The sequence below is a fragment of the Sphingobium sp. UBA5915 genome (genome assembly GCF_002431195.1).
Lineage (GTDB): Bacteria > Pseudomonadota > Alphaproteobacteria > Sphingomonadales > Sphingomonadaceae > Sphingobium > Sphingobium soli.
The window spans coordinates 17,699-41,328 of record NZ_DJDV01000092.1 but is presented as its reverse complement, the minus strand read 5'-3'; the positions used below and the strand labels follow the sequence as shown (position 1 = coordinate 41,328).

At 65.0% G+C, this 23,630-nt stretch carries 27 protein-coding genes; 6 read left to right on the top strand and 21 right to left on the bottom strand.

Translation table 11 applies throughout. From position 1 onward, the window contains the following. Positions 1-4: 4 nt before the first annotated feature. Both B2V90_RS16400 and petA read right to left on the bottom strand, forming a co-directional pair. Positions 5-1,324 carry a cytochrome b gene (locus B2V90_RS16400; RefSeq protein ID WP_228221733.1) on the bottom strand — a complete coding sequence of 440 codons (1,320 nt, stop codon included), beginning with the start codon at positions 1,322-1,324 and terminating at the stop codon, positions 5-7. Between the two features lie 12 nt (positions 1,325-1,336). Then, complete coding sequence (petA, locus tag B2V90_RS16395; protein WP_021228750.1) at positions 1,337-1,903, bottom strand: ubiquinol-cytochrome c reductase iron-sulfur subunit; 567 nt, start codon at positions 1,901-1,903, stop codon at positions 1,337-1,339. Positions 1,904-2,096: 193 nt separating this feature from the next. Between petA and B2V90_RS16390 the strand changes: the two genes are divergently transcribed. The 3 genes from B2V90_RS16390 to B2V90_RS16380 are packed head-to-tail and all read left to right on the top strand — an operon-like array spanning position 2,097 to position 4,053. Next, the gene (locus B2V90_RS16390) at positions 2,097-2,567 is read left to right on the top strand and encodes a tRNA (cytidine(34)-2'-O)-methyltransferase (protein WP_228221734.1); all 471 of its coding nucleotides are present in this window, start codon (positions 2,097-2,099) and stop codon (positions 2,565-2,567) included. Then, positions 2,564-3,448 carry an oxygen-dependent coproporphyrinogen oxidase gene (gene hemF / locus B2V90_RS16385; RefSeq protein ID WP_228221735.1) on the top strand — a complete coding sequence of 295 codons (885 nt, stop codon included), beginning with the start codon at positions 2,564-2,566 and terminating at the stop codon, positions 3,446-3,448. The genes B2V90_RS16390 and hemF overlap by 4 nt, the downstream gene beginning before the upstream one ends. A 5-nt stretch (positions 3,449-3,453) precedes the next feature. After that, on the top strand, positions 3,454-4,053 hold the full coding sequence (locus B2V90_RS16380; protein WP_228221736.1) for a GNAT family N-acetyltransferase: 600 nt from the start codon (positions 3,454-3,456) through the stop codon (positions 4,051-4,053). Here the strand turns inward: B2V90_RS16380 and B2V90_RS16375 are convergent. Continuing rightward, the gene (locus B2V90_RS16375; protein ID WP_228221737.1) at positions 4,035-4,829 is read right to left on the bottom strand and encodes a hypothetical protein; all 795 of its coding nucleotides are present in this window, start codon (positions 4,827-4,829) and stop codon (positions 4,035-4,037) included. The genes B2V90_RS16380 and B2V90_RS16375 overlap by 19 nt on opposite strands. 79 nt (positions 4,830-4,908) lie before the next feature. On the opposite strand from B2V90_RS16375, the gene lipB reads away from it, so the two are divergent. The 3 genes from lipB (at position 4,909) to B2V90_RS16360 (ending at position 6,718) form a co-directional block, all read left to right on the top strand. Next, positions 4,909-5,604, top strand: a complete 696-nt coding sequence (gene lipB, locus B2V90_RS16370; RefSeq protein WP_228221738.1) for a lipoyl(octanoyl) transferase LipB — start codon at positions 4,909-4,911, stop codon at positions 5,602-5,604. Positions 5,605-5,665: 61 nt separating this feature from the next. After that, entirely contained in the window at positions 5,666-5,941 is a 276-nt protein-coding gene (locus tag B2V90_RS16365; RefSeq protein WP_228221739.1) for a hypothetical protein, read from the top strand. A gap of 84 nt (positions 5,942-6,025) precedes the next feature. Then, positions 6,026-6,718, top strand: coding sequence for a hypothetical protein (locus B2V90_RS16360; RefSeq protein WP_228221740.1), 693 nt, complete (start codon positions 6,026-6,028; stop codon positions 6,716-6,718). Positions 6,719-7,527: 809 nt separating this feature from the next. On the opposite strand, the gene queE is transcribed toward B2V90_RS16360, so the two are convergent. From queE to B2V90_RS16270, 18 genes are all read right to left on the bottom strand, one after another. After that, a complete protein-coding gene (queE, locus tag B2V90_RS16355; RefSeq protein ID WP_228221742.1) occupies positions 7,528-8,175 on the bottom strand; it encodes a 7-carboxy-7-deazaguanine synthase in 648 nt (215 codons plus the stop codon). Between the two features lie 3 nt (positions 8,176-8,178). After that, positions 8,179-8,880: a 7-cyano-7-deazaguanine synthase QueC gene (gene queC, locus B2V90_RS16350; protein ID WP_228221743.1), complete on the bottom strand. Its 702-nt coding sequence runs from the start codon at positions 8,878-8,880 to the stop codon at positions 8,179-8,181. A gap of 65 nt (positions 8,881-8,945) precedes the next feature. Next, positions 8,946-9,365 carry a DUF3617 domain-containing protein gene (locus B2V90_RS16345; RefSeq protein WP_228221744.1) on the bottom strand — a complete coding sequence of 140 codons (420 nt, stop codon included), beginning with the start codon at positions 9,363-9,365 and terminating at the stop codon, positions 8,946-8,948. Positions 9,366-9,459: 94 nt separating this feature from the next. Further along, on the bottom strand, positions 9,460-10,398 hold the full coding sequence (locus B2V90_RS16340; RefSeq protein WP_228221745.1) for an Hsp33 family molecular chaperone HslO: 939 nt from the start codon (positions 10,396-10,398) through the stop codon (positions 9,460-9,462). Between the two features lie 93 nt (positions 10,399-10,491). Further along, positions 10,492-11,421 (bottom strand): ornithine carbamoyltransferase, encoded by a 930-nt coding sequence (gene argF, locus B2V90_RS16335; RefSeq protein WP_228221746.1) that lies wholly within the window; start codon positions 11,419-11,421, stop codon positions 10,492-10,494. Between the two features lie 115 nt (positions 11,422-11,536). Then, complete coding sequence (locus B2V90_RS16330; RefSeq protein WP_228221747.1) at positions 11,537-12,733, bottom strand: aspartate aminotransferase family protein; 1,197 nt, start codon at positions 12,731-12,733, stop codon at positions 11,537-11,539. A 191-nt stretch (positions 12,734-12,924) separates the two neighbouring features. After that, a complete protein-coding gene (gene fliS / locus B2V90_RS16325; RefSeq protein ID WP_009820843.1) occupies positions 12,925-13,320 on the bottom strand; it encodes a flagellar export chaperone FliS in 396 nt (131 codons plus the stop codon). A gap of 19 nt (positions 13,321-13,339) precedes the next feature. Continuing rightward, positions 13,340-14,755: a flagellar filament capping protein FliD gene (fliD, locus tag B2V90_RS16320; RefSeq protein WP_228221748.1), complete on the bottom strand. Its 1,416-nt coding sequence runs from the start codon at positions 14,753-14,755 to the stop codon at positions 13,340-13,342. Between the two features lie 92 nt (positions 14,756-14,847). Further along, positions 14,848-15,306 carry a hypothetical protein gene (locus B2V90_RS16315; protein WP_009820841.1) on the bottom strand — a complete coding sequence of 153 codons (459 nt, stop codon included), beginning with the start codon at positions 15,304-15,306 and terminating at the stop codon, positions 14,848-14,850. Between the two features lie 125 nt (positions 15,307-15,431). Then, the gene (flhB, locus tag B2V90_RS16310; protein WP_228226963.1) at positions 15,432-16,568 is read right to left on the bottom strand and encodes a flagellar type III secretion system protein FlhB; all 1,137 of its coding nucleotides are present in this window, start codon (positions 16,566-16,568) and stop codon (positions 15,432-15,434) included. Between the two features lies 1 nt (position 16,569). Further along, entirely contained in the window at positions 16,570-17,352 is a 783-nt protein-coding gene (fliR, locus tag B2V90_RS16305; protein ID WP_228221750.1) for a flagellar biosynthetic protein FliR, read from the bottom strand. A 10-nt stretch (positions 17,353-17,362) separates the two neighbouring features. Next, a complete protein-coding gene (gene fliQ, locus B2V90_RS16300) occupies positions 17,363-17,635 on the bottom strand; it encodes a flagellar biosynthesis protein FliQ (RefSeq protein WP_009820838.1) in 273 nt (90 codons plus the stop codon). 35 nt (positions 17,636-17,670) lie between these two features. Next, on the bottom strand, positions 17,671-18,435 hold the full coding sequence (gene fliP, locus B2V90_RS16295; protein WP_228221751.1) for a flagellar type III secretion system pore protein FliP: 765 nt from the start codon (positions 18,433-18,435) through the stop codon (positions 17,671-17,673). 97 nt (positions 18,436-18,532) lie between these two features. After that, entirely contained in the window at positions 18,533-18,799 is a 267-nt protein-coding gene (locus tag B2V90_RS16290) for a FliO/MopB family protein (RefSeq protein WP_009820836.1), read from the bottom strand. A gap of 87 nt (positions 18,800-18,886) precedes the next feature. Continuing rightward, a complete protein-coding gene (gene fliN / locus B2V90_RS16285) occupies positions 18,887-19,222 on the bottom strand; it encodes a flagellar motor switch protein FliN (protein ID WP_009820835.1) in 336 nt (111 codons plus the stop codon). Beyond that, positions 19,219-20,106, bottom strand: coding sequence for a flagellar motor switch protein FliM (locus B2V90_RS16280; protein ID WP_228221752.1), 888 nt, complete (start codon positions 20,104-20,106; stop codon positions 19,219-19,221). Before B2V90_RS16280 ends, fliN begins: the two co-directional genes overlap by 4 nt. Positions 20,107-20,161: 55 nt before the next feature. Beyond that, a complete protein-coding gene (locus tag B2V90_RS16275; protein ID WP_009820833.1) occupies positions 20,162-20,782 on the bottom strand; it encodes a flagellar basal body-associated FliL family protein in 621 nt (206 codons plus the stop codon). Positions 20,783-20,810: 28 nt separating this feature from the next. Further along, positions 20,811-23,624 (bottom strand): hypothetical protein, encoded by a 2,814-nt coding sequence (locus B2V90_RS16270; RefSeq protein ID WP_228221753.1) that lies wholly within the window; start codon positions 23,622-23,624, stop codon positions 20,811-20,813. Positions 23,625-23,630: the final 6 nt, after the last annotated feature.

Here is a 23,630-nt window from a genome sequence, read left to right as displayed (position 1 = left end):
CCCCTTAACCGGCGGTCGAAGGCTGCGGATCGGCGCCCATGCCGGGCAGCGCGTCCTCTTCGCCTTTTATATTGTAGCGATTAAGCACCGATTCGGTGATCGAGCCGGGCAGCGGCAGCGGCTTTTCGAAGCGCGCAATCAGCGGCAGCACGATCAGGAAGTGGGCGAAATAATAGGCCGCCGCGACCTGGCTGATCATCACATAGGGCTCTTCCGCCGGCGCACCGCCGCAATAGCCCAGGATCAGCACGTCGGCCACCAGGATCCAGAAGAACTTCTTGAACGTCGGGCGGTAATTGCCCGAGCGCACCGGCGAATTGTCGAGCCAGGGCAGGAAGAAGAGCAGCAGGATCGATGCGAACATCGCCAGCACACCCAGCAGCTTGGCAGGCACGAAGAAGAAGTCGACGGTGAAGGCGCGCAGGATCGCGTAGAAGGGCCAGAAATACCATTCGGGCACGATATGCGCGGGCGTCGAAAGCGGGTTAGCCTCGATATAATTGTCCGGGTGGCCCAGATAATTGGGCGCGTAGAACAGCATGATCGAAAAGAGGATCAGGAACACGCCGGCGCCGAACCCATCCTTCGCCGTATAATAAGGGTGGAAGGGCACGGTATCCTGCGGCCCCTTCACCTCGACGCCGGTCGGATTGCTCGATCCTGGAATATGCAGCGCCCAGATGTGCAGGATGATGACCCCTGCGATCACGAAGGGCAGCAGGAAGTGCAGCGAGAAGAAGCGGTTGAGCGACGCGTTGCCCGGCGCGAAACCGCCCAGCAGCCAGGTCTGGATCGGTTCGCCCACGACCGGGATCGCGCCGAACAGGCCGGTGATGACCTTCGCCCCCCAATAGCTCATCTGCCCCCAAGGCAGCACATAGCCCATGAACGCGGTCGCCATCATGAGGAGGAAGATGACGAGGCCTAGCAGCCACACCATCTCGCGCGGCGCCTTGTAGGAGCCGTAGAACAGGCCGCGGAAGATGTGGAGATAGACGACGATGAAGAAAAAGCTGGCGCCGTTGGCGTGCGCGTAGCGCATCAGCCAGCCCGAATTGACGTCGCGCATCGTCTGTTCGACGGTGGCGAAGGCGACCAGGTCGTTGGCGCCATAATGCATCGCCATGATGACGCCGGTGACGATCTGAATCATCAGCGCCAGGCCGGCCAGGACGCCGAAATTCCAAAAATAGTTGAGGTTGCGCGGCACCGGATAGCCAGCGCCCACCGCATTGTAGACGAGCCGCGGCAACGGCAGTTTCTCGTCCATCCACTGCATCACGGGATGCTTGGGAGTATAATGTTCAGCCCATGGAAAGCTCATGACGGTCCCCCCTCAACCCACAAGAATGGCAGTGTCGGAAGTGAACTTGAATTCAGGCACTTCCAGATTCTTGGGGGCAGGCCCCTTACGGATACGGGCGGCGGTGTCGTAGGATGATCCGTGGCAGGGGCAGAAATAGCCGCCATATTCGCCGCGATTCTCACCCTCGCCCGCGCCCAGCGGCACGCAGCCCAGATGGGTGCAGACGCCCATCGTGATGAGCCACTGCTTCTTGCCATCGACGGTGCGTTCTTCCAGCGTCTGCGGATCGCGCAGCGTGGCGACGTCAACCTTGTCGGCTTCGGCAATTTCCTTGGGCGTCAGATGCCGCACGAACAGCGGCTGCGACCGGAAGGTGGTCTTGATCGCCTGTCCCGGCTGGATCGCCGAAAGATCGACCTCGGTCGATGCAAGCGCCAGCACGTCGGCACTGGGGTTCATCTGGTCGATGAGCGGCACGACCACCGCCACGGCGCCCATGCCTGCGAAGCTGACCGCAGCGATATTGATGAAATCGCGGCGGCGCACCTCTTCTCCACCGGATAGAGTTTGTCCGTCAGAATGATCAACGCTCGCCATGCACCTCTACCCTTGCAAGACTTCCCTGTCACACCGCATGCCGTTACCGACGCTGATTATCAAGGGATTTGGGTTGTCAGCCATGGCCGCCCCCACCTTCCCCCCGGTGTGGTTCGCGGGCCTGATAACCGGGAAGCGCGCGCTTTGCCAACCGCTATCTTACTTAGTCTGTTACAAAAGCTTGCGCTGCTCTATGCCGCTGGCCATGCGTATCGCCCTTTACCAACCCGAGATTGCAGGCAATGTCGGCGCGATCCTGCGCCTTGCCGCCTGTCTCGCCGTGCCTGTGGACATCATTATGCCGACCGGATTCGCCTTTTCCGACGCGCGCCTGAAACGGGCCGCGATGGACTATGGCGCGGCGGCTGACGTCACGCGCCACGCGAATTTCGAGACGTTCGACGCCGTTCGCCGCGCGGAGGGGCGACGGCTGCTGCTGATGAGCGCCCATGCCTCACAGCGTTTGCCGGACGTGCGGTTCAAATCCGATGACGTGCTGCTGATGGGATCGGAAAGCGCGGGCGTCCCCGACGATGTGCGCGATCTGGCCGATATTCGCGTGCGCATCCCCATGGCGCCGGGCTTCCGGTCCTTGAACATCGCCGTATCGACCGGCATCGCGGTTGCCGAAGCATTACGCCAGACCGAAGGGTTTCCCGCATGACCAATCCCGTGCCCATCGTCCCCTTCGCGCTCGACGATCGCCAGCAGGCGGCGCGCGGCTGGTTCGAATCGCTGCGGGACCGGATCTGCGCCGAATTTGAATCGATCGAGCGCGAAGCCGACAGCGACGCCGCCTTTGCCTTCACGCCTTGGGACCGCGAGGCTGAAGGCCAGGCGGCGGGCGATGGCGGGGGCGGCGTGCGCGGGGTGATGAAGGGAAAGGTATTCGAAAAGGTGGGCGTCAACATATCCACCGTGGGCGGTGAATTCGCCCCCGGCTTTGCCCAGACCATCCATGGCGCGGACGAAAACCCCGCCTTTTTCGCCACCGGCATCAGCCTGGTGGCGCATATGGCCAACCCGCATGTCCCGGCCGTGCACATGAACACGCGCTACCTTGTCACCACGAAAAGCTGGTTCGGCGGCGGCGCGGACCTCAACCCGCCGCTGCCGCGCGAAGAGGATACGGCCCATTTCCACGCCGTGCTGAAAGACGCGTGCGACGCGCATGATCCTGATCATTATCCCCGGTTCAAGGCATGGGCGGACGACTATTTCTTCATCCCCCACCGGGGCGTGCATCGCGGCGTGGGCGGTATTTTCTACGATCATCTCGAATGCGTTGACGACGCAGCGTTCGACGCGAATTTCGCCTTCACCCGCGCGGTCGGCGACGCCTTCCTGGCCGCCTTCCCGCCGATCGTGCGGCGGCGGATGGGGGAGCCATGGAGCGATGCGGACTATCGAACCATGCTGGAATGGCGCGGCCGCTATGCCGAATTCAACCTGGTCCACGACCGGGGAACCTTGTTCGGGCTCAAGACCGGCGGCAATATCGACGCGATCCTGATGAGCCTGCCGCCGATGGCAAGTTGGAGCTGAACTGCATGCCGCTGATGCGGGTCGAACCGGGCATGGTGGCGACGATCGTCACCCATATGGAGATGCGCGCGCGGCCCCGGCCAGCGCCTATCCCGCCCGCGCCGCTGCGGCTCGTCCGCTGGAAGACGCCGGATGCGCAGGCCTATCGCACCCTGTTTCGCCGCGTCGGCGCGCCATGGCTCTGGTTTTCCCGGCTGGTGATGGCGGACGCGCAATTGCTGGCAATCCTCCACGACCCCGCGGTCGAAATCTATGCGGTGACGGACCCGCTAGGGACGGAGATCGGCCTGCTGGAACTCGATTTCCGGTCGATGCCCGATTGCGAGCTGAGCTTCCTTGGTCTCGTCCCCGAACGGACCGGCAAGGGACTGGGTCGCTGGCTGATCGCGCATGCGACGTCGCTCGCCTGGCGCAAGGGGGTCGAACGTTTCTGGGTCCACAGCTGCACGCTCGACAGTCCGGGAGCGCTAGGCTTCTACATGCGCTCAGGCTTTACCCCCTTCGCGCGCGAGATCGAGACGTTCGCCGACCCGCGCCTGGCGGGCATTTTGCCACGCGACGCCGCCCCGCATGTGCCGTTGCTGGATCAGGCCGCCGACGCCTGACGATAGATGCGCGCCAGCATTACCAGCAGATAGACCTGCACCACGGCCGACACCGCCGCCGCAGCAATGCCGCCCGCCAGCCGCGCCACCTCCGGCCCGGCCAGCAGGCTGCCAAGCAAGCCGAAGATCACCTGCGCCGCCGTCCCCACCAGCGTCGAGAGCAGCATCACGATCACCAGGAAGCCGAACAGCCGCCAGAAATGGCCGCGCGTCAGCGCCCAGGCGCGGCGCAGCGATTCGACCACGCCGCCGCGCGTGTCGATAACGACCGCATTCAGCAGCACCAGCCGGATGCTGGCAAAGAAGACGATGATCACCGCCGCCAGCCCCAGCAACAATCCCATCGCATGCGCCGCCTGTTGCGAGGCCATGGCGAAAATCACACTGACCAGCGCGATCACGACAATGAAAGCGACAATGGCAACGACCACCAGCACCGCAGTGCCCAGCAGCACCGGCAGGCGCGAAAAGCTGAGCCTCAACGCTTCGCCCACGCTGATGCCGGGGCGAAGCGCCAGCGCGAAAAGGGCAAGCGATCCGAACCAGATGATGACAATGCCCAGCAGCATCGACAGGGCAAAGCCGGGCGGCATCACCGGAATGGCGTCCGCCTTGGGCTGCGCGAACCATTCCTGCAATTGCGGCGGGGTCATTTCCTGAACGATCAGGCCAGGCAGCGCCACGAACAGCAGGGCGACGGGAAACAACAATGTCGCTTCGCGGCGGATGAAGGCGACGGCTTCCTCCCACGCCTTGCCGATGGAGATAGTCGCCATATCTAATCTGCCTGCCTCAAAAGGGGGAAATGCGGGTGGGAGACTTGATCGCTCGCCCGGCCCAAGTCAAGGAAACGCCATGGATCACTCCCTCCCCTTTCCCGACCACATCGAATGGCGCGTCGATGCAGCGCCGGTCGATTATTCAGAGGCGCTGGCCGACATGGAAGCGCGCGCTGCCGCGATCCATGCCGGGGATGCGGGCGAGCGGGTCTGGCTGCTGGAGCATCCGCCGCTCTATACGGCCGGAACCAGCGCCGACCCGGCCGAACTGATCGACCCGCGTTTTCCCGTGCACGATGCCGGCCGCGGCGGGCGCTACACCTATCATGGGCCCGGGCAGCGGATCGGTTATCTCAACATCGACCTGAGCGCGCGGGGCAAGGATGTGCGCAATTTCGTCCATCATCTCGAAGGCTGGATGATCGCGGCGCTCGGCGAGCTTGGCATTGCGGCGCGACGGGCGGAGGGACGCATCGGCATCTGGACCGACGACCGCGACGGACGGGAAGCAAAGATCGGCGCGCTCGGCATCCGGGTCCGGCGCTGGGTGACGCTGCATGGCTTTTCCATCAACGTCGATCCCGATCTGTCGCATTTTGCCGGCATCGTGCCCTGCGGCATCAGCGATTATCCCGTGACCAGCGTCGCCGCGCTGGGTGGCAACGCGTCCATGGCTGCGCTCGATGGTGCGCTCAAGAGCCATTTCCCGGCCTTTCTCAGCCGCTTGTCGCGCTGCGGCTCAGGGCTTGAGCAATGCGAGGCCGCCCGCTAGGGTCCTTTGCTTTCACCGGCGGGGGATGCCGGGTATCGACGCGATGTTCAAGGAGACCCGGATGCGCGTGAATGCATGGATCGTCTGCACCGCCGCTCTGCTGTCGCTGACCGCCTGCGGCAGCGGAGACAAGGGCGGCAGCAATGTGCAGATGAAGGATATGGAAGTTGTGGACGGCACCGCGACAGACGCGATGACCGATCTGGACGGCGTGCAGAGCGAAGGCACCGCCATCGCCGCCCCCGGCAATGTTGGCGCGGCCAATCAGAGCGCTTCCGCGAGCAACACGCCGGCCTCCGCGCCTGCTGAAGATGCCGAAGTGGTTGCGGACCAGTAATCCACGCGCCGATCCGAGCTATATGCGCGAATGGTTATGAGTTTCAGGATGCGCCGTGCCGCATCCTTCTGGAGAGACAAGACGATGAGCTTCCGTTCCGCCCTGCGCACCAGCCTGTGCAGCCTGTCGATCGCCCTGATGCCGCTGGCGGCACAGCCGGCCGCCGCCCAATTCTACTGGTCGCCGCCCGACATGAGCGCGCCGGCCTTCACCGACAGCAATGCCGCCATCGCGCTTGGCTTGCCGGGCGCCACGGCCGACGAGATCAAGGCCGGGCTGGCGTGGAACCTGCGCGCCGCGCTCAACGTCGCGGCGCTGCAATGCCAGTTCGAACCCACGCTGCTGACGGTCGACAATTACAACGCCATGATCGCCCATCATGACGCGGAACTGGACGCGGCGCAGGCGACGCTGCTCGCCTATTTCCAGCGCACCGCCGGCAAGGGCCGCGCCGGCCAGTCGGCGGCTGACATGTATAATACCCGCATCTATTCGGGCTATTCCACGGTGCAGGCGCAAAAGGGCTTTTGCCAGGAAGCCGGCGTCGTCGGCCGCCAGGCAATCTTCGCCGATCGCGGCGCGCTCGCCGACGTGGCACGCACAGGCCTCGCCTCGATCAAGAAGTCGCTCATTCAGGCGGGCGAACAATATTATGGCATGCCCGGCGACGATTATGCCGTGGCCCTGCCCTCTTTCGACCCCAAATGCTGGAAAAAGGGTGTGCTGGAGCCGGTCTGCCATCAGGCCTATAATGAGAAGGTCGGGATGAAGCCGTAAGAGCAGGCGAGGGGGGCTTGCTGAGATTTGAACCACATCTTGTCATTGTCATCCCGGCCTTAAGCCGGGGTCCCGCTTCGTCCGTCCAAGAAAGCGGGATGCCGGGCCAAGCCCGGCATGACGACGTGTCGAAACGGTTAGATGGGATTGGCTGAGCATGCGGCGGGCTATTGTCCTGCCCGTGAGGAAAGAGATCGTATTGCGACCAGTTGCGCGCATGCGGCTGTTATGTGACGATCCCCGAATGCGGTCCTACAATCTCTCACTGCTATGCCTTATCGCGTTGGCGTCCTGCGCTTCCAAGCCGGTCGAACTGTCTGCCAATAGGTGCTGGGCCGTATCTGTTGGCGACGAGGTTGAGGGCACCGCCGTTCTCTTCGCGCACGCTGCCAAAGACGGCTGTATCGAATGCGGAGCATCGGTTTCCGGCCGAGACTGCCCCGGTGTCGGGTTCGCAACGGGCAATTACGGTGTCGATCATGTCTATGATCGCATCTTACAATCAGCGCGTCAGGATGGGTTCGGCAACATTCAGGTCGTCGTGCAGCTGTCAGGCGAAGTTGTTTCAAACGGCGCTACAGGCAGGCCGATGTTACGCGCTGACCGTTTGCGCCTAGCAGAAGCGGATTCGTCTGATTTCCGCTAACCGCGCTCGTTCACCGCATTGCCAACATTCCGCTTAACACCCAGTCCGTCATTCCCGCGAAAGCGGGAACCCATCTCGCAGCCGCCCCCCAGGCGCAGAGCTGAAAGGTGGTCTCAACCTATAAGGCGATGGCGGATCGCAGTGGTCTACGACCAAGACCGCCCTATCGCAGCCCCAGATATTTATGCGCCTGTACCGTCAACCGCCATTGCGGGCGGTCCATGACCAGGGCGATGGCGGCGCGGGCGTTGTCGGGGGCGTGGGCGTCGTCGAGGGGCTGGATCAGATGATGAGCGAACGCCCATCGGGCCATCGCATCGACGTCCGCCAGGCTATGGCCACCGCCCGGCTGCGGCCAGACGAGCTTTAGTTCATGCCCAGATCGCTGCACCACGTCGCTGCCGGCTTTGGGACTGACGCAGATCCAATCGATGCCGGGATGGGCGGCCAAGGTGCCGTTGCTTTCGATCGCGATGGTGAAGCCCCGATCATGCAGCGCATCGACCAGGGCGTCGTCCACCTGCAACATCGGCTCCCCGCCGGTCAGCACGATATAGCGGCCTTCCGCCCCTTCCCCCCAGAAGCCGAGCGCGGCGTCGGCCAGAGCCTCGGCATCGGCGAACTTGCCGCCGCCAAGGCCATCGGTGCCGACGAAGTCCGTATCGCAAAAACGGCATATGGCGCTGGCGCGATCCTGCTCGCGCCCGCTCCACAAATTGCAGCCGGCAAAGCGCAGGAACACCGCACGCCGCCCCGCCTGCACCCCTTCGCCCTGGAGCGTCAGGAACATCTCCTTGACCGCATAGCTCATCGTTTAGGCCTTGGGCGGCTGCACGGCATAGATGGTGGGATCGGGCAGGCCCGCTTCCTGATAGCCCTTGGAGCGCAACCGGCAGCTGTCGCACAGGCCGCAATGCTTGCCATCGGGCGTGGGATCGTAGCAGGACCAGCTGATGCCGGCGTCCAGGCCCAGTCGATCGGCCTCGCGCGCGATGTCCGCCTTGGTCATATATTGCAGCGGGGTGTTGATGCGGATCGGATGCCCCTCCACCCCCGCCTTGGTGGCGAGCGTCGCCATCTTCTGGAAAGCGTCGATAAATTCGGGCCGACAGTCGGGATAGCCCGAATAATCGAGCGCATTGACGCCGATGAAGATGTCGCTCGCCCCCGCGACCTCCGCCAGCCCCAGTGTCAGCGACAGGAAGATGGTGTTGCGCGCTGGCACATAGGTGACGGGGATGTCGCTGCCCACCCCATTCTTGGGCACGGCTATGTCGGCCGTCAGCGCCGATCCGCCAAAGGCGGTGAGGTCGAGCGGCAGGACGATGTGACGGATCGCGTTGAGCGCCTGCGCCACGCGCGCGGCGGCGCGCAATTCGACGCGATGGCGCTGGTTATAGTCGATCGACAGCGCGAAGACGCGATAACCCGCCTCGCGCGCCAGCGCACCCGCCACCATCGAATCGAGACCGCCCGACAGCAGGACGACGGCAAATTTTTCTTGTCTGGCAACCATCGCGCCCCGCTACGCCTCCCGACGCACCAGCGCAAGCGGTCGCGCCTGCCGAGCCGATGCGCGGGTCAACGCTTGCAGGGGCCAAGGCGACGCGCTTCGGCGTCGAAGGCGAAGGGCGCGCCATCGGCGACCCCCTGCGACCGGATCTGCACCAGGCGATCGGTTTCGACGCGCAGGTCGGTGCGGCCATTGCCCGCCGCAGCGCAATCATAGGTGATCGACACGGCCTTCGCGCCGTCATCGACCGTGAACGCCGGACAGAGGCGCGGGCCATGCTGCAACTGGAGCAATTGGCGCAGGTCGCTGACGCAGATGCGGCGCGTATGGGCGTCCTCGCCGCGTTCGCGCACTTCCCACTGGCCGGTATCGAGCGCGCGCAAAGCCTGGGCCGACGGTGCGTCCCGCCCGCTTTTCTCCACGCCGTGCGCCGCACTTGCCACGCCGATCAGCGCGATCGCGACGCCCAATATGCGCGCTGCTGCCATGGTCGATCCGCCTTTTCATTCGTCGCAAAAAGATGATGCTGAACCATTGCCGGACAATTGCGGCAATTTCATAGCGCAAACGGAACGGCCGGCCTCAATTCGCGGCAGAGGCCGATGCCGGCGAATCCGTGTTGAAGCTGTCGAGCGCCAGGGGGAAGATGCGCGAGCAAAAGGCGCAATCGACGCCGATCACACCATCATCGCCCGCCATTTCCGCGCGTTCGTCTGCGGGGAAGCGGCCGATCACGTCGCGGATATGCGCAAGATCGCACCGGCACCCCTTGGCGAGCGGCGCGCCTTCGCTCACGCGCACTTCCTCTTCCTCATGGAACAGGCGCCACAGGATATCGGTCAGCGGCAAGGCCGGGTCAGTCAGTTCATCGGGCCGCAGCGTGTCGGCCAGCACCTGCACATGCTCCCATTCGGGATGATCATGGCGCACATGCAGCCTTTCGCGCCCGACCTCGCCCTCTGGCAGATGCTGGAGCAACAGACCGGCGGCAACGCAGCCCTCACCCGTATCATGGCGGGTCGCGATGCGGATCAGGCTGGGTATCTGTTCGGACTGGAAGAAATAATGCTCCGCCGCATCGGCCAGCGATTCGCCCTCCAGCGGCACGATGCCCTGATAGCGCTCGCCGGTTTCGGCAAGGTCGAAGGTGATGGCAAGGAAACCCTTGCCAAACAGTCCGAACAGCGACGGGTCCGGCCCCAGTTCGGCCAGCCGTTCCGCATCGAACTTGGCATAACCGCGCAGGTCGCCATTCTTGTAATCGGCCACCAGCAGGCTGATGACCCCATTGTCGGTCTGCGCCTGGAGCGTCAACTGGCCCCCTTCCTCCTTGAGCGTGCTGCCGAGCAAGGCGGCCAGCACAAGCGCGGAGGCCAGCGTGCGCTCGATCGCGGGCGGATAGGCATGGGCGGCGAGCACCGCGTCCAGCACGGGACCCAGGCGCACCAGGCGGCCGCGCGCATGGCGCTGCGTGATGGTGAAACCAATGGCTTGGTCGAGAGTGGCGGCAGGCGTCAACATGATACTCCGGCAGCCGGCGGAGATACGCCGGCCAAAGATTTCAGCATCCAGCGATGCGGGCAGGCTGCCTAGATAGGAAGCCTGCCCGAAATCTCAACCAAGCCGACCCAGCGCCCAGAGCAGCACCGATTTCTGGCCATGGATGCGGTTTTCCGCCTCGTCCCAGATCAGTGATTGCGGCCCGTCGATCACCGCCTCCACCACTTCCTCGCCCCGGTGGGCAGGCAGGCAGTGGAGGAATTTCACATCGGCCTTAGCCTGGCGCATCAGATCGGGCGTGACCTGAAACGGCATCATCGCCGCCAGCTTTTCGTCGGCATGCGCCTGACCCATGGAAATCCAGGTATCGGTGACGATGATGTCCGCGCCGGCCACGGCCTCGGCCGCGTCCCGCGTCAGCATGATGGCCGATCCCGCCGCCCGCGCCGCTTCGGCAAAGCCGGGATCGGGGTCATAGCCATGGGGAATCCCCATGCGCACATCGAATTTCAGCAGCCCGGCCGCCTCGACAATGGAATGCAACACATTGTTGCCATCGCCCAGCCACGCCCATTGGCTGCCAGGAAGCGCCAGGCCATGTTCCACTACGGTCAGCAGGTCCGCGACGATCTGGCAGGGGTGCGACAGGTCGGTGAGGCCGTTGATGACCGGGACCGTGGCATAATGCGCCATTTCCTCGACCTTGGCATGGTCGTCGGTGCGGATCATGATGGCGTCGACCATGCGGGACAGCACGCGGGCTGTATCCGCAATGCTTTCGCCGCGGCCCAGCTGGCTGGTCGCGCCGTCCAGGATCAGTGAGGTGCCGCCCAATTGGCGGATCGCCATGTCAAAGCTGACGCGGGTGCGGGTGCTGTTTTTTTCAAAGATCATCGCCAGCGTATGGCCGGCGAGCGGCGCATCGGCATCCGCCGCACCCTTGGGCTTGCCCGCCCGCGCGGCTTTGCGGTCGATGGCGTCGGCGATCATCGCGGCGATCGCGTCACCGCCTGCGTCGGAAAGATTGAGAAAATGCTTGGTCATGGGTTTCCCCTCTACTCCCCTCCCGTTCGGTTCGAGTAGCCTTCGAACTTGTCGAGAAGGCGTATCGAGAACAGCTCTCGACACGCTCGAACCGAACGGGGTTGGAGAAATTATGTCAGGCCGCCTTCGCCTCCTTGAAGCTCCGCGCGCCGGCGGAAATCTTCTCGATGGCTTCGGCGATGTGGCTTTCCTCGATCACGAGGGGCGGCAGGATGCGCAGCACATTCTGACCCGCCGACACGGCGAGCAGCCCGTGATGATCGCGCAGATGCCCGACAAAGGCACGCGCATCATAGGCGTCCTTCATCCTGACGCCCAGCATCAGGCCCATGCCGCGCACATCCGCAAACATATCATCATGATTGGGGATGAGCTGCTCCAGCGCCGCGCGCAGGCGCGCGCCCATGGTCTTCACATGGTCGAGGAAACCGTCGGCCAGCACTTCGTCGAGCACGGTAAGGCCCACCGCCATGGCGAGCGGATTGCCGCCATAGGTAGACCCGTGGGTGCCGAACACCATGCCCTTGGCTGCTTCTTCGGTCGCCATGCACGCGCCGAGCGGAAAGCCGCCGCCAATGCCCTTCGCCACGGCCATGATGTCGGGCGCGACGCCATATTGCTCATGCGCGAAGAAGGTGCCGGTACGGGCATAGCCGCACTGAACTTCGTCGAGGATGAGCAGCAGCCCCCGTTCGTCGCACAGCTGGCGCAAGCCCTTGAGGAAGTCCTGCGTCGCGGGGGTCACGCCGCCTTCGCCCTGCACCGGCTCCAGCAGGAAGCCGGCGGTATTGTCATCCACCACGGCGGTCGCGGCCTCAAGGTCGTTGAAGGGCACGACCTGGAAACCGGGCAGCAGGGGTTCGAAGCCGTCGCGCATCTTGGGCTGGCTGGTGGCCGAAATCGTGCCCAGCGTCCGCCCGTGAAAGGCGTTGTCGAAACTGATGATCTTGTGCCGGTGCGCCTCGCCATTGGCAAAATGATAGCGGCGCGCAGTCTTGATGGCGCATTCGACCGCTTCCGCACCCGAATTGGTGAAGAAGACGGTATCGGCGAATGTGTTATCGACCAGTTTCTGCGCGAACTCCTCCCCCAGCGGCATGCCATAGAGGTTGGATGTGTGCATCAGGGTCGCGGCCTGATCGGCGATCGTCTTGACCAGCCGGGGATGGCCATGACCCAGAAGATTGACGGCGATGCCGCTGGCGAAATCAAGATAGCGCTCGCCGCGCTCGCCGATCAGATAGCAGCCCTCGCCTCGCACCGGACGCACATCGCACCGGGGGTAAACGGGCATGAGCGGCTTAATCGACATGGGCCTTACCTTTCTGGACTGATGTCTAAATCGTCAGATGCGCGGGGTTGCGCGAAACGCAAAAAGGCGGCCCCGCCGGACCGCCCTCGTGCGAGCAACGCCTATACAGACGCCAATGAAGGGGTGCAACCCCGCCTCCATGGCCAGTGGCGCGACGCTGGCCCTGACCCGCCTTGGCCTTGGCGCTGGCCTTAGCCGATCTGGTTCCAGGCCTCGGCGATTTCCGCAACGATCGCGCGCGCTTCATCAACCGGCGCGGCGGAACGCTCCTTGGCCCCGACCAATAGCAGACGGCGCGCCTCACGATAGATTTGCGCCAGACCCGTGGCGACGTCGCCGCCCTTGTCGAAATCCAGGCTGGATTCCAGCGCGAACAGGATCGACATGGCGCGGGCCTGCTTGTCAGACACCTTCATCCGGTCGCCATTGCGTTCGGCAAGCGCCGCGGCGTCGAGCGCCAGCAGCAGTTCGTCGAACAGGATCTTGACCAGCCCGTGCGGGGTTGCCCCTTCAGTGCGGCTGCCCGAATGCACCGCCGCATAACGCCGCGCCGCCGAATTGCCTGCATAGCCCTGATTGTAGAACATCGTCGTCTTCCGTCCCGAATTAGTTGTCGCTGTTGTTCCAGACCTTGATCTGCTGTTCGAGGTAGCTTTGCGTCGCCTTAAGCGCGCTGAGGCGTGTTTCCATCGCCGCGTAAACCTTGGTCAGATGCTCCTGATAATTGGTCATCTGATCATCAAGCTTGCTCAGCTGCTCGGTAAAGTCCTCAGCCAGCGCCCCATAGCGCTCCTGCGCCAGCTTGAGCGGGCCGTCATCTTTCTCGATGGAGTCGCGCACGCTGTCCATCAGGCTGGCGAGCCCCGGATTGGCGGCGGTCGACACCTTGGGGTTGACCATGTTGGTCACGCCTTCGGGATCCGCTTCCATGGCTTTTGCGAGCATGTCGGTGTCGAGGCTGAGCGTGCCGTCGCGATTGGTGGCGACGCCGATATCCGCCAGCGTCTTGTAAGTGCCGGTGCTGCCGAGCGGGGTCGAGGTGATGGCGGCAAGCTGGCGCTTCATGTCGCGCACGCCCGACACGCCGTTCAAGACCCCTGCGCTCGACGAATCCGCGCCCGTCGCGGTCGCGGTGTTGAGCGCGGTCATCAGCGTATTATAGGCGCTGACAAATTCCTTGAGCAGATCGGACAGGCCGGCCGTCGGCTGCGTCATCGACAGGGTGACGGTGGTGCCGGGCGACGCCTTGTTAAGGTCGATCCGCAGATAGTCGATCGCACCGTCGACGGTGTTGCTGGCATATTCATAGGCGACACCGTCCAACGTGATCTTGGCGTTCTGCGGCGCCGACGTGCTGGACATGGTGGCGCTGTCCGTGCCGCTCCAGCCCAGGCCCGCGAGCACGCTGCCGCTATCATCGGCGCTGGTGCTGACGGAAAAATCATTGGCCGCGCCGGTTTCCCCCTTGAACACCAGCCGCGTGCCGTTGGTATCGGTCACGACGCGCGCGGTTACGCCGGTTCCCGCAGCGTTGATCGCAGAGGCGAGGCCGGCAAAGCTGTTGTTGCTGGAATCGATGGCGATGGTCGTCGCTTCGCCCGCCGCGTTGGTGATGGTGAAGCTACCGGTTCCGACCGCGCTGCTGCCCGTCGCGCCGGCGGTCGCGGCGGAAGACAGGACGCGCGCGGTCGCCAACTGGTCGACGATGAGCTGCGCGGGAAGACCCGCCGGACTTCCGCCGCTCAGCAGAGTGACCGATGCGATGCTGCTGTCGTTGGAGGCGGCGGTGCCGGTATAGGCCGCGCCCGAGAGGACTTCGGTGAGCGCGTCGGCGAAGGTGTCGAGCGAGCTCACTGCCGACGCCAGCGCGGAAATCCGTGAACTGTTAAGCGACTGACGGCTGGTGATCGCCGATTCCTTCGGGTCGCGCGTCGCGCTGACCAGACTGGACACGAGCGAGGAGGTGTCGATCCCCGATCCCGCGCCGAGCGCTGTCAAGATGCTGCTGCCTACCGAAGTCATTGGGCCGTCCTTTCAAGAGGGTAGAACGGCGGTAGCGGGAAGACCTTTAGGAAAGATTTGCAGCAGGCATGACCCGGCCCGCGACCGGCCGCTTATCCTGCGGAAACCGCGACCTGCTCGACCGTTGCGCGCTGCAGATGCGCCTGGCCGGCATGGGCATGGGCGGCGCGCGCGACGATGCGCCTGGCGACATCGGCGGCATGTTCCACCGCCTCCTTGCTGGCGGGCGGCAGGGGCACTAGCACCATGGGCTTGGGGATCATCGCCTGCACCGCATCCTGCGCACGCGCAAGGTCGGTCGACCCGGCGTCGAGGTCGGCCAGGATTTCGGCGATGCGCGCATGGACCTCGACATATTCGGCAAGGCTGGCCAGTTCCTCCTGGCTGCTCCCGGCCACATCGGGCTGCGGCAGGGCGCTTCGCTTTTCCTGCGCCATCGCGTCGTTGGTCCGGCGAGCGGACACTGACTGGATGGCGGGCACGGGCGAAGATGCGCGGACGACCGCGCGATCGACCGGCGACAATTCAGTTCGCGATACAAAATCGTCCATGACGCACCATCCTTACGGGTCCCCGTGAACAGAGAACGGACCGGGGTCCTGATGCTTTAGGGCGTTCAGCGAAAAAATTCGTCGCTCGATAAAAAGGACTGCGAAGGCGACATTTGCAGCGCGTGTCAGAGCTTGCGCCCGTCCGCGTCGAAGCGCAGGTCGTCGGGCACGGTGATGAAGGGGCGGTCCATTTCGCCCGCCATCTTGTTTTCCACGCGAAAGACGAAGGCGAGGACGGTCGCCACCGCCATATACAGCCCCTCATTCACGATCTGCCCCGCGCGGCTGGTGAAATAGATGGCGCGCGCCAGTTCGGGATATTGCAGCACAGTGACGCCATGCGTGTCGGCAAGGTCGCGGATCGAGGCGGCGATGGCGTCGCACCCTTTGGCGACGACCACGGGCGCGGCGTCCTGCCCCGGCTTGTAGCGCAGCGCGACCGCGAAATGGGTGGGGTTGGTGATGATGACGCTCGCTTCAGCGACGGCCTTGCGGGTGGAGCCGCTCAGCACTTCGAACTGGCGGCGGCGGATATGCCCTTTGAGCTCGGGCGAGCCTTCGCTTTCCTTATGCTCGTCCTTCACTTCCTGCTTGCTCATGCCCAGCCGCTTGGCGCGCTGCATGATCTGGGCCGGCACGTCGATGCCCGCGATCAGGAACAGGCCGCCCGCCATGACCAGGCAGGTGAAGATGAAGATGTTGCCAACGTCGGCGATGGCCGGCGCGATGCCCGCCTTGCCCAGGCCCGTAATCTCGGCCAGCCGGTCCCAGATCAGCCAGACGCCGATGCTGCCGAGCAGGCCGACCTTGGCGATCGATTTCAGCAATTCGATCAGCCCCTGCATCCCGAAAATGCGCTTGAGGCCGGACAGAGGATTGAGCTTTTCGGGCTTGGGCGCGAAGGCGCCGGGGCGAAAGCCCAGCGATCCGAGCAGCGCGGGCGCGGCGATGGCGGCCAGGAAGGTGGCGAGCATGACACCCGCCACCGGCAGCGCGATACTGGCGAGCAGGTCGAGTCCACGCTTGGCCGGGGAAAAGTCGACAATATCCTCGCGCCGGATGCGCAGCGCCTCCACCAGCATGTCGCGCAGCGCGTCGATCAGCGACGGGCCAATGACCGCCAGACAACCGATACCGGCCATGACGACCAGCGCCGTGCCCAGTTCGCGCGACTGGAGGATGTCGCCCTTCTTGGCGGCGTCCTGCAATTTCTTGGGTGTCGGCTTTTCGGTCTTTTCGCCGCCCTCGCTGCCGCCGGCCATGTCAGCGGCCCTCCGCGATGTGGCCGGCTTCCGTCAGCCCTGCCTTCAAGGCGGCGGTCATGCCTTCGGCCATGATCGGCGCGGCGATGGCGAGCAGGATCAGGCCCGCCATCATCGCCATCGGCATGCCGACCGCGAACAGGTTGAGCGAAGGCGCCGCGCGCGACAGCATGCCCATGACGATCTGCACCAGCACCAGCGCAAAACCGACAGGCAGCGCGACGGTCACCCCCATGCCCAGCAGCGACCCGCCAAATTCGATGAGCCGCCAGATGGTGTCATTGGCCAATATGCCGCTGCTGGGCGGAATGGCGACATAGCTTTGCACGACGAAGCTGGCGAGCAGCAGATGGCCGTCCATGCCCAGCAGCAGGAAGGTGGCGAGGATCGAGAGGAACTGGCCCAGCACCTGCGTCCCCTGCCCCGATGACGGATCGACCATGGCGGCGAAGTTGAGGCCCATGGCGTTGCCGATCGTTTCCCCCGCGACGAAAGCGGCGGCATAGCCGATCTGGACCGCGAACCCCATGGCGAGGCCGGCCAGCACCTCGCCCGCGACCATCAACACACCCTGGAAGCTGGCGACACCATCGGGCGGAAGCTGGATTGTGACGCTGTTGAGCGCGGCCAGGCCCAGCGCGAGCGCCAGGATCAGGCGCAGCTGAAGCGGGACGGCGGGCGCGCCGAACACGGGCGCGGCGATGAAGGCGGCGCCCGGCCGGATCATCGCGATCAGCCAGACCCATAGCTGGGTTTCGACGCCCGCGAAGCCCGGCGCGATCATCGCGCCCCCCTCATTGCAGCAGGTCCGGGATGCGTTCGAAAATTTCGCGCGTGAAGTCGGCGACCAGCACCATGATCGACCCGCCAAACAACACCAGCATCGCGCCGACGACGATCAGCTTGGGAATGAAGCTGAGCGTCTGCTCGTTGATGGAGGTCGCCGCCTGGATCATCCCGATGATGAGGCCTGATATCAGTGCCGGAATGAGAATGGGCGCAGCGGCAAGCGCCGTGATCCACAGCGCCTGCTGCGCAAGGCCCAAGAAGAAATCGGCGTTTTCCATCCCCTATCGCTCTTCAACCATTCGGTGCGTTGCGCTCATGTCGCGAACGATCCCGCCAGCGACCCCATCGTCAGCGCCCAGCCATCGACCAGCACGAAGAGCAACAGCTTGAAGGGCATGGAAATGATGGTGGGCGACAGCATCATCATGCCCAGCGCCATCAGTGTCGATGCCACCACCAGGTCGATGATGAGGAAGGGCAGGAAGATCATGAAACCGATCTGAAACGCGGTCTTCAATTCGCTGGTAACGAAGGCTGGCAGCAGGATCGAGAAGGGAATGTCGGCGGGCGTGCGGAAGGCGGGGGCCTGCGCCAGATTGGCGAAGAGTTTGAGGTCGCTTTCGCGCGTCTGCTTGCTCATGAAGCCGTGCAGCACCTTGGCCGATCGGCCAACCGCTTCCTCGATGCTGATCTGCCCCTTGCCATAGGGATCGAAGGCCTGCGCGTTAATGGTGTCGATCGCGGGCCGCATAACGAACAGCGACAGGAACAGCGCCAGCCCCACCAGCACCTGATTGGGCGGCGTCTGCTGCAAGCCCAGCGCCTGGCGCAGCAGCGAGAGGACGATGATGATGCGGGTGAAGCTGGTCATCATGAGCACGAGCGACGGCAGCACCGTCAGCAGGCTCATGAGGATCAGGATTTGCAGGGATAGCGAGAGCGACCGGCCATCGCCCGACACCTGCCCCAGCGCACGGGTCAGCGCGCCGCCATTGTCGACCGGCGGCGCAGCGGGCGCGGCTTGGGCGAAGGCGGGGACGGCGAAGAGGAACAAGGCCAGAAACACAAAGACCGTCATTCCCGCGAAAGCGGGAATCCATTTTGGGCCATTATATCCGGCCGCCACCATCGGAAGATGGGTCCCTGCTTTCGCGGGGATGACGGGTAAGGGCTGGTCAGCGCAAACGGGCATGATCGCCTTCCGCGATCTTTTCGATGCGGCCGCGCGTCACCGCGACGAGGATCTTCTTGCCCTCAAATTCCACCACGGCGAGCTTGCCGAACGTGCCCATCGGCAGCGCTTCGAGCAGCTTGAGCGAGCGATCGCCCTGCCCCGCGCCGATCATGCCGGGCTGATATTTGCGCCACAGCCACAATGCGCCGAACGCCATGCCGCCCACCAGCGGCAGCAGGATCAGCAACTTGACGAAATACCAGACCATATCGAGCCGCCCGCTATCATGGTTAACCCCGCCAGTGCGATCCGCAGTTTCGCGGGCAAAGGCAAGGGCAAATTGGCCAGCGTGCGATCAGCCGCGCCGTTCGATCCCGGCAAGCCGGTTTTCGGTCGCCGCAATATCGACGATGCGGATGCCATAGCGCCCGTTCACCGTCACCACCTCGCCCTTGGCGATCAGCGCGCCGTTGACCATGATGTCGAGCAGGTCGTCGGCCTGGCGATCCAGTTCCACGATGGAGCCTTCGGCCAGGTCCATGACTTCGGCCAGGCGCAGCGACGTGGAGCCGACCTCCACCGACATGCGCACCGGAATGTCGGCCAGCAGCTTGAACTGGCGGTTATTGGTCATCTTGCTGACCGGGTCTTCGGGCCGCTCCATCCGGGGGGCTTCGCTCATGTCGCTCATTGGTCGGTTTCCTGTGCAAGCTTTTCGATCTGGAAGGCGGCGCGGCCATCCTGTTCACCGATCGTGCCATGGGCAACGATGCGGTTTCCAACGATCAACGGCAGCGCGCGGCCGATCGTCACGGGGATTACATCACCAACCTTGAGTTCCATCAGGTCGGCGAGCGAGAGATTGGGGCGGGCCAGCACCGTGCGGGCCGGCAGGCGGATGTCGCGCATGCGCCGCGCGATGCGTCCCTGCCACACCGGATCGGCCTGGTCATCATCGGCGGGAACCTTGGCGCCGGTCAGCGCCTCGACCGCGCGCAGGGCGGACAGGGGGAACAGCAGGTCGATCGGCCATTCCTGATCGCGCGTCAGCGTGACGACGAAGCGTTGCAGCACCATCTGGTCGGCAGGTTGGGCGGCGGCGGCATAGCCCACACCCGTTTCGCGCAGGATCAGCGACGCGTCGAGCGGCAGGACATCGGCCCAGCTTTCGACCATCCGCACCATCAATGTTTCGGAAATCCGCGCGATCAGGCGGTCTTCGGTCGGCGTGAATTCACCGCGCACGGGCAGCGGACGGTTGCCGATGCCGCCATAGAAGCAATCGACCAGCGTCGATATCATGCCTGCGTCCAGCCGCAGCAGCATCTGCCCCTTGAGTGGCAGGATGCGATAGAGCGAAATGCTGGTAAAGGCGGGGACTTGCGCGCTCCAGGCGGCGAAGTCCAATACGCGGGCGTCTTGCGCCTGCACATTGGGGCGCACGCCCGCAATCGGTTCGATCAGCGCGCGAATGCGCCGGCCGAGCTTGTCGCCCAGCCGGTCCAGCCCGGACAGCATCACGGGCGCCTGCAATTCCCCGCGCCCGAAGGCGAAGGATTGAACGTCGGTCGTCATCTTGGTCCCCTGCCCGCATCAGGTCAGGGGACATCCCGACCCTCTTCAGGCGCCCCTATTGAATAACGAAATTGGTAAAATAAACGTTATCAACGCCGCCATAGCCGGTTTTCTGCTTCAAAATATCGTTGATGATCGTCCTGATCTTGCCTTGCAGCATCTGCTTGCCCTTGGGGGTGTCCAGCACCTCCTGCGGCTGCTGGGCAAGCATCATCAGCACCTGGCTGCGGATCGCCATTTCATGCGTCTTGATCGCATCGATGACGCGCATGTCATAATAGGTCGACACCGCGACCGAAATCTGGGCGAAGGCGTCGGTATCGCTCATGTTGGAGGTGAAGGGCGCCTGCAACTGGAAATAGGTCGCCTGATAGGCGGCCGGATTGGCCGGGGTCGGCAGGTCGATGCCCTTGCCATGCGGCATGGCGTGGAGAGCGCCGGCTTCCCCATGCGGGGCGGCATGGGCCTTGGCAATGTCTTCCGCGCTTTCGCCGGCCAGCACGAGTACGGGCTTGTTGGGGTCCTCCTTGGGGCCTTCCTCCTTCGCGCCGAAGAAGCCGGCGGCATAAAGGCCACCCGCCGCGCCCGCGCCGCCGACGATGACGCCGACGACCAGCAGCAGGATCATCTTCATGCCCCCGCCCTTTTTCTTCTTGGCCTTCGGTTCGTCGCTCATGCTCTAGGTCCCCTGGGATGGGCGCGGATCACGCATAGCGCGCGCGCACTGTGTCGCGGGCGCTGTTGCCCGCCTCCTCAGAGTCCATAACGACCGGCTCGCTGCCATTTTTATGCATCTGCGCGATATTTTCGCGGCCCTGGCGGCCCTGCATCTGCGATTGGCCCGATCCCTGCCCCTGGGCCTGCCAATGGCCGGCGGACGGCTGCTGCTGTGGATCGGATTGCGAACCATTCTGGTTCGCGGCGTTATCGGCACGAGCCGGTTCGGTAATATGCGCGGACCGCTCCACCCGCACGTCCTGAATGCGTGCGGCGGAAAAGGCGGGGTCCCGCTTCAACTGGTCGATATCCTGACGGAGCGCCAGTTCGGCCGCCTCGCTGGCGACGGTAAGGCTGACCGCAGCACCATCCGCGCCCTGGCGAATATCGACCTGGACGGGGCCAAGCCGGTCGGCGTTGATCTGGAACCGGCCCTGCGCGCCATTGGCCGACAGGCCGGCAATGTCGCGCGCCAGCCCGTCGATCCACTGGCCCGAAACGCCCATATCGACCATCTGCGCGCCAAGGCTGGCGGACAGGTCGCTGACGGGCGTGGCAAGCGGTGCGATCTGAGCCGTCGCTTGCGGCGCGGGAGTCAGAAGCGGTGCGGTCGCGGCGCTCGCCGGCACAGGCGCTGCCGCTGGCGTGGCGGATGGGGCATCGGTCATCGGCGCGGCCGCGCTGTCGCCCCGTGGCTCGGCAACCTGGGGGGCGCGGCCGATCATCTGGTCGCGCACCAGCTGGAGCAAGGAAACGGCCTCCGCCCGAACCCGCTGGACCATGGGCCGCGCGACGTCGGACACCATGTCCGGCGGCGTTACGACCGCATCATCCTGGGCGGCGGCGGGCTGATCGGCCGCTGTCTGCGCCGCCATGGCCGGGGTCGTCGGGAAACCCGTCACGACGGCACCGCGCTCGGCACTAGCTGGAGTTGCCGGTTCCGCCGGCAAGGGTGGACTAACGATCTCGCGCGGCGCGACGACCGGAGGCGGCTCCCGCGCTGCGGATAGGGTGGATGCCTCGGCCGGCGTTGCAGGGGCCGACACGGATGGTGCGGCACTCCGAGCTACAGCAGCCCCGGATCCAGCCGCATGAAGGGCCGGCGCGGGCGGGGCCTCGACTGGCGGGATGTCTGAGGGCGGCGTCCTTGTCGCGACGGATAGCGCGGCCGGCCCATCGGCCGAAGCGGCCATCATGGCGGGCCGTGGCATGGCGGAACCGACGGAGGGCGCAGCGGACGCGTCCGGAATCGCGGGCTCGTCCGCACCCTCGCGCGCGACAGGCATCGGCGCCGCGGCCATGGCCGGATCAAAAGCTGACGCGGCCGTGGCGTGCCCGACCGGCGCGCGCGTGGTGGGAGCGGCCGTCACCGGCTCGCTCCTGTTCGGTGTTTGCGCGACGGCGGCGTGTGGCTGATCGACCGGCAGCTTCGGGTCTGTGACAAGGGCTTCGGCACCTGCGGACACAGAAGGCCGAACCTGAGGCGCTACGCCGGCCAACGGTATTGGCTGGACCGCATGGGTGGCCTTGGCCGGTTGCGGGACCGGCGATGGCGGGTATGTCGCGTCGGCAGGGGCGACGCTGCGTGCGCCCGCATCGACAGGAGCGCTGATCTCGGCCGCCTGCGGTTCAGCCGAAGGGGTTGCCGTTGGTGGCGCTGGGACAGCCCTGTTTTCGACCGGCACCGTTGACGACGCGACAGGCGCATGATCGGACGCCACGGGATGATCGGCCATCGGCACGGCCGGGTCGATGGGCGCGGCATCTGGCTGCGGCGGGGACGGATGCGATGGCATGGCGGGCTGCGACCGGCTGGTGGCAGGCGCGACCGGCGCAGCGGCAACAGGCGAAGGCGCGCTGTCAGCGACGGGGGCCGGAGATACCGGCACGGGAATCGGCATCGCCAAGGCGGAAACCGAAATCGGGGCGTCTTCGGCCCGATCCGCGCGCGTCTTCGCTTTCGGAGCGTCCGGTTGCACCGCTTGTTCGTCTTCGCCGCCTTCCGCAGGAACCACCGGCGTCTCCGCACGCTCCGCTTCGTTCGACACGACGGGCTTCGCGACGCTGTCGTCCATCGGGGCCAGCATGGCAGCTTCGGGCGCGGCGGACGCGACCGCCATGGCCTGGCCCTCATGAGTCAGGTTCGCAATCGGCGGCTCCAACGGTCCCATGTCGGTCGGTGCCGCGATCGCTGGAGAAGGCGATGGCCCATCCCGATGCGCGACGGGCTGCAACGGGTCAGCCACGTCCTCCCCCGGCCCGGCGAGGGACGGACTCGGTCGGCCCAGCGCGACGGCTGGCGAATCGCCTTGACCTGCCATGGGGAGCCGCACAACCGCAGGCGATCCTTCCGGCACGTCGGTGGACGCATGAGGCCGTTTCAGCAGCTCTGGATCAGCGCCGTCCGCATCCGGGACGCGCGAGGGCTGAGCCGTTGCCGGGCCGGCTGTCGGCGCCGCCTCGATTGGTGCGGGCACTGCCCCCTGCCCCGGCATCGGCTCGAGCGCCGGTTGCGCCCCGGCGTCGCCTTCTACCAAGGGAGCAGGCATGGCGGGGCCCGCCGGCAGCATCGCCTTATCGCCACCATGCGAATATTCTTGTCCGACGAGGGTGGCCGACGTCCGGGCGGCAAAGGCTGCGACATCATCCACCGCCGGAGGGCTGGCCGGCTTATCCGCCTGCGCTGCGCCCAGAAATTGCGCAAAATCCGCGCTGCGTTCGGCCGGCAGGGCGATGGCTTGCGCTCCGCCAGGCGCGACCGTGGGAAACAGCAGAGCCTTGAGGCTGGTCAACATGGTCATGGCTCA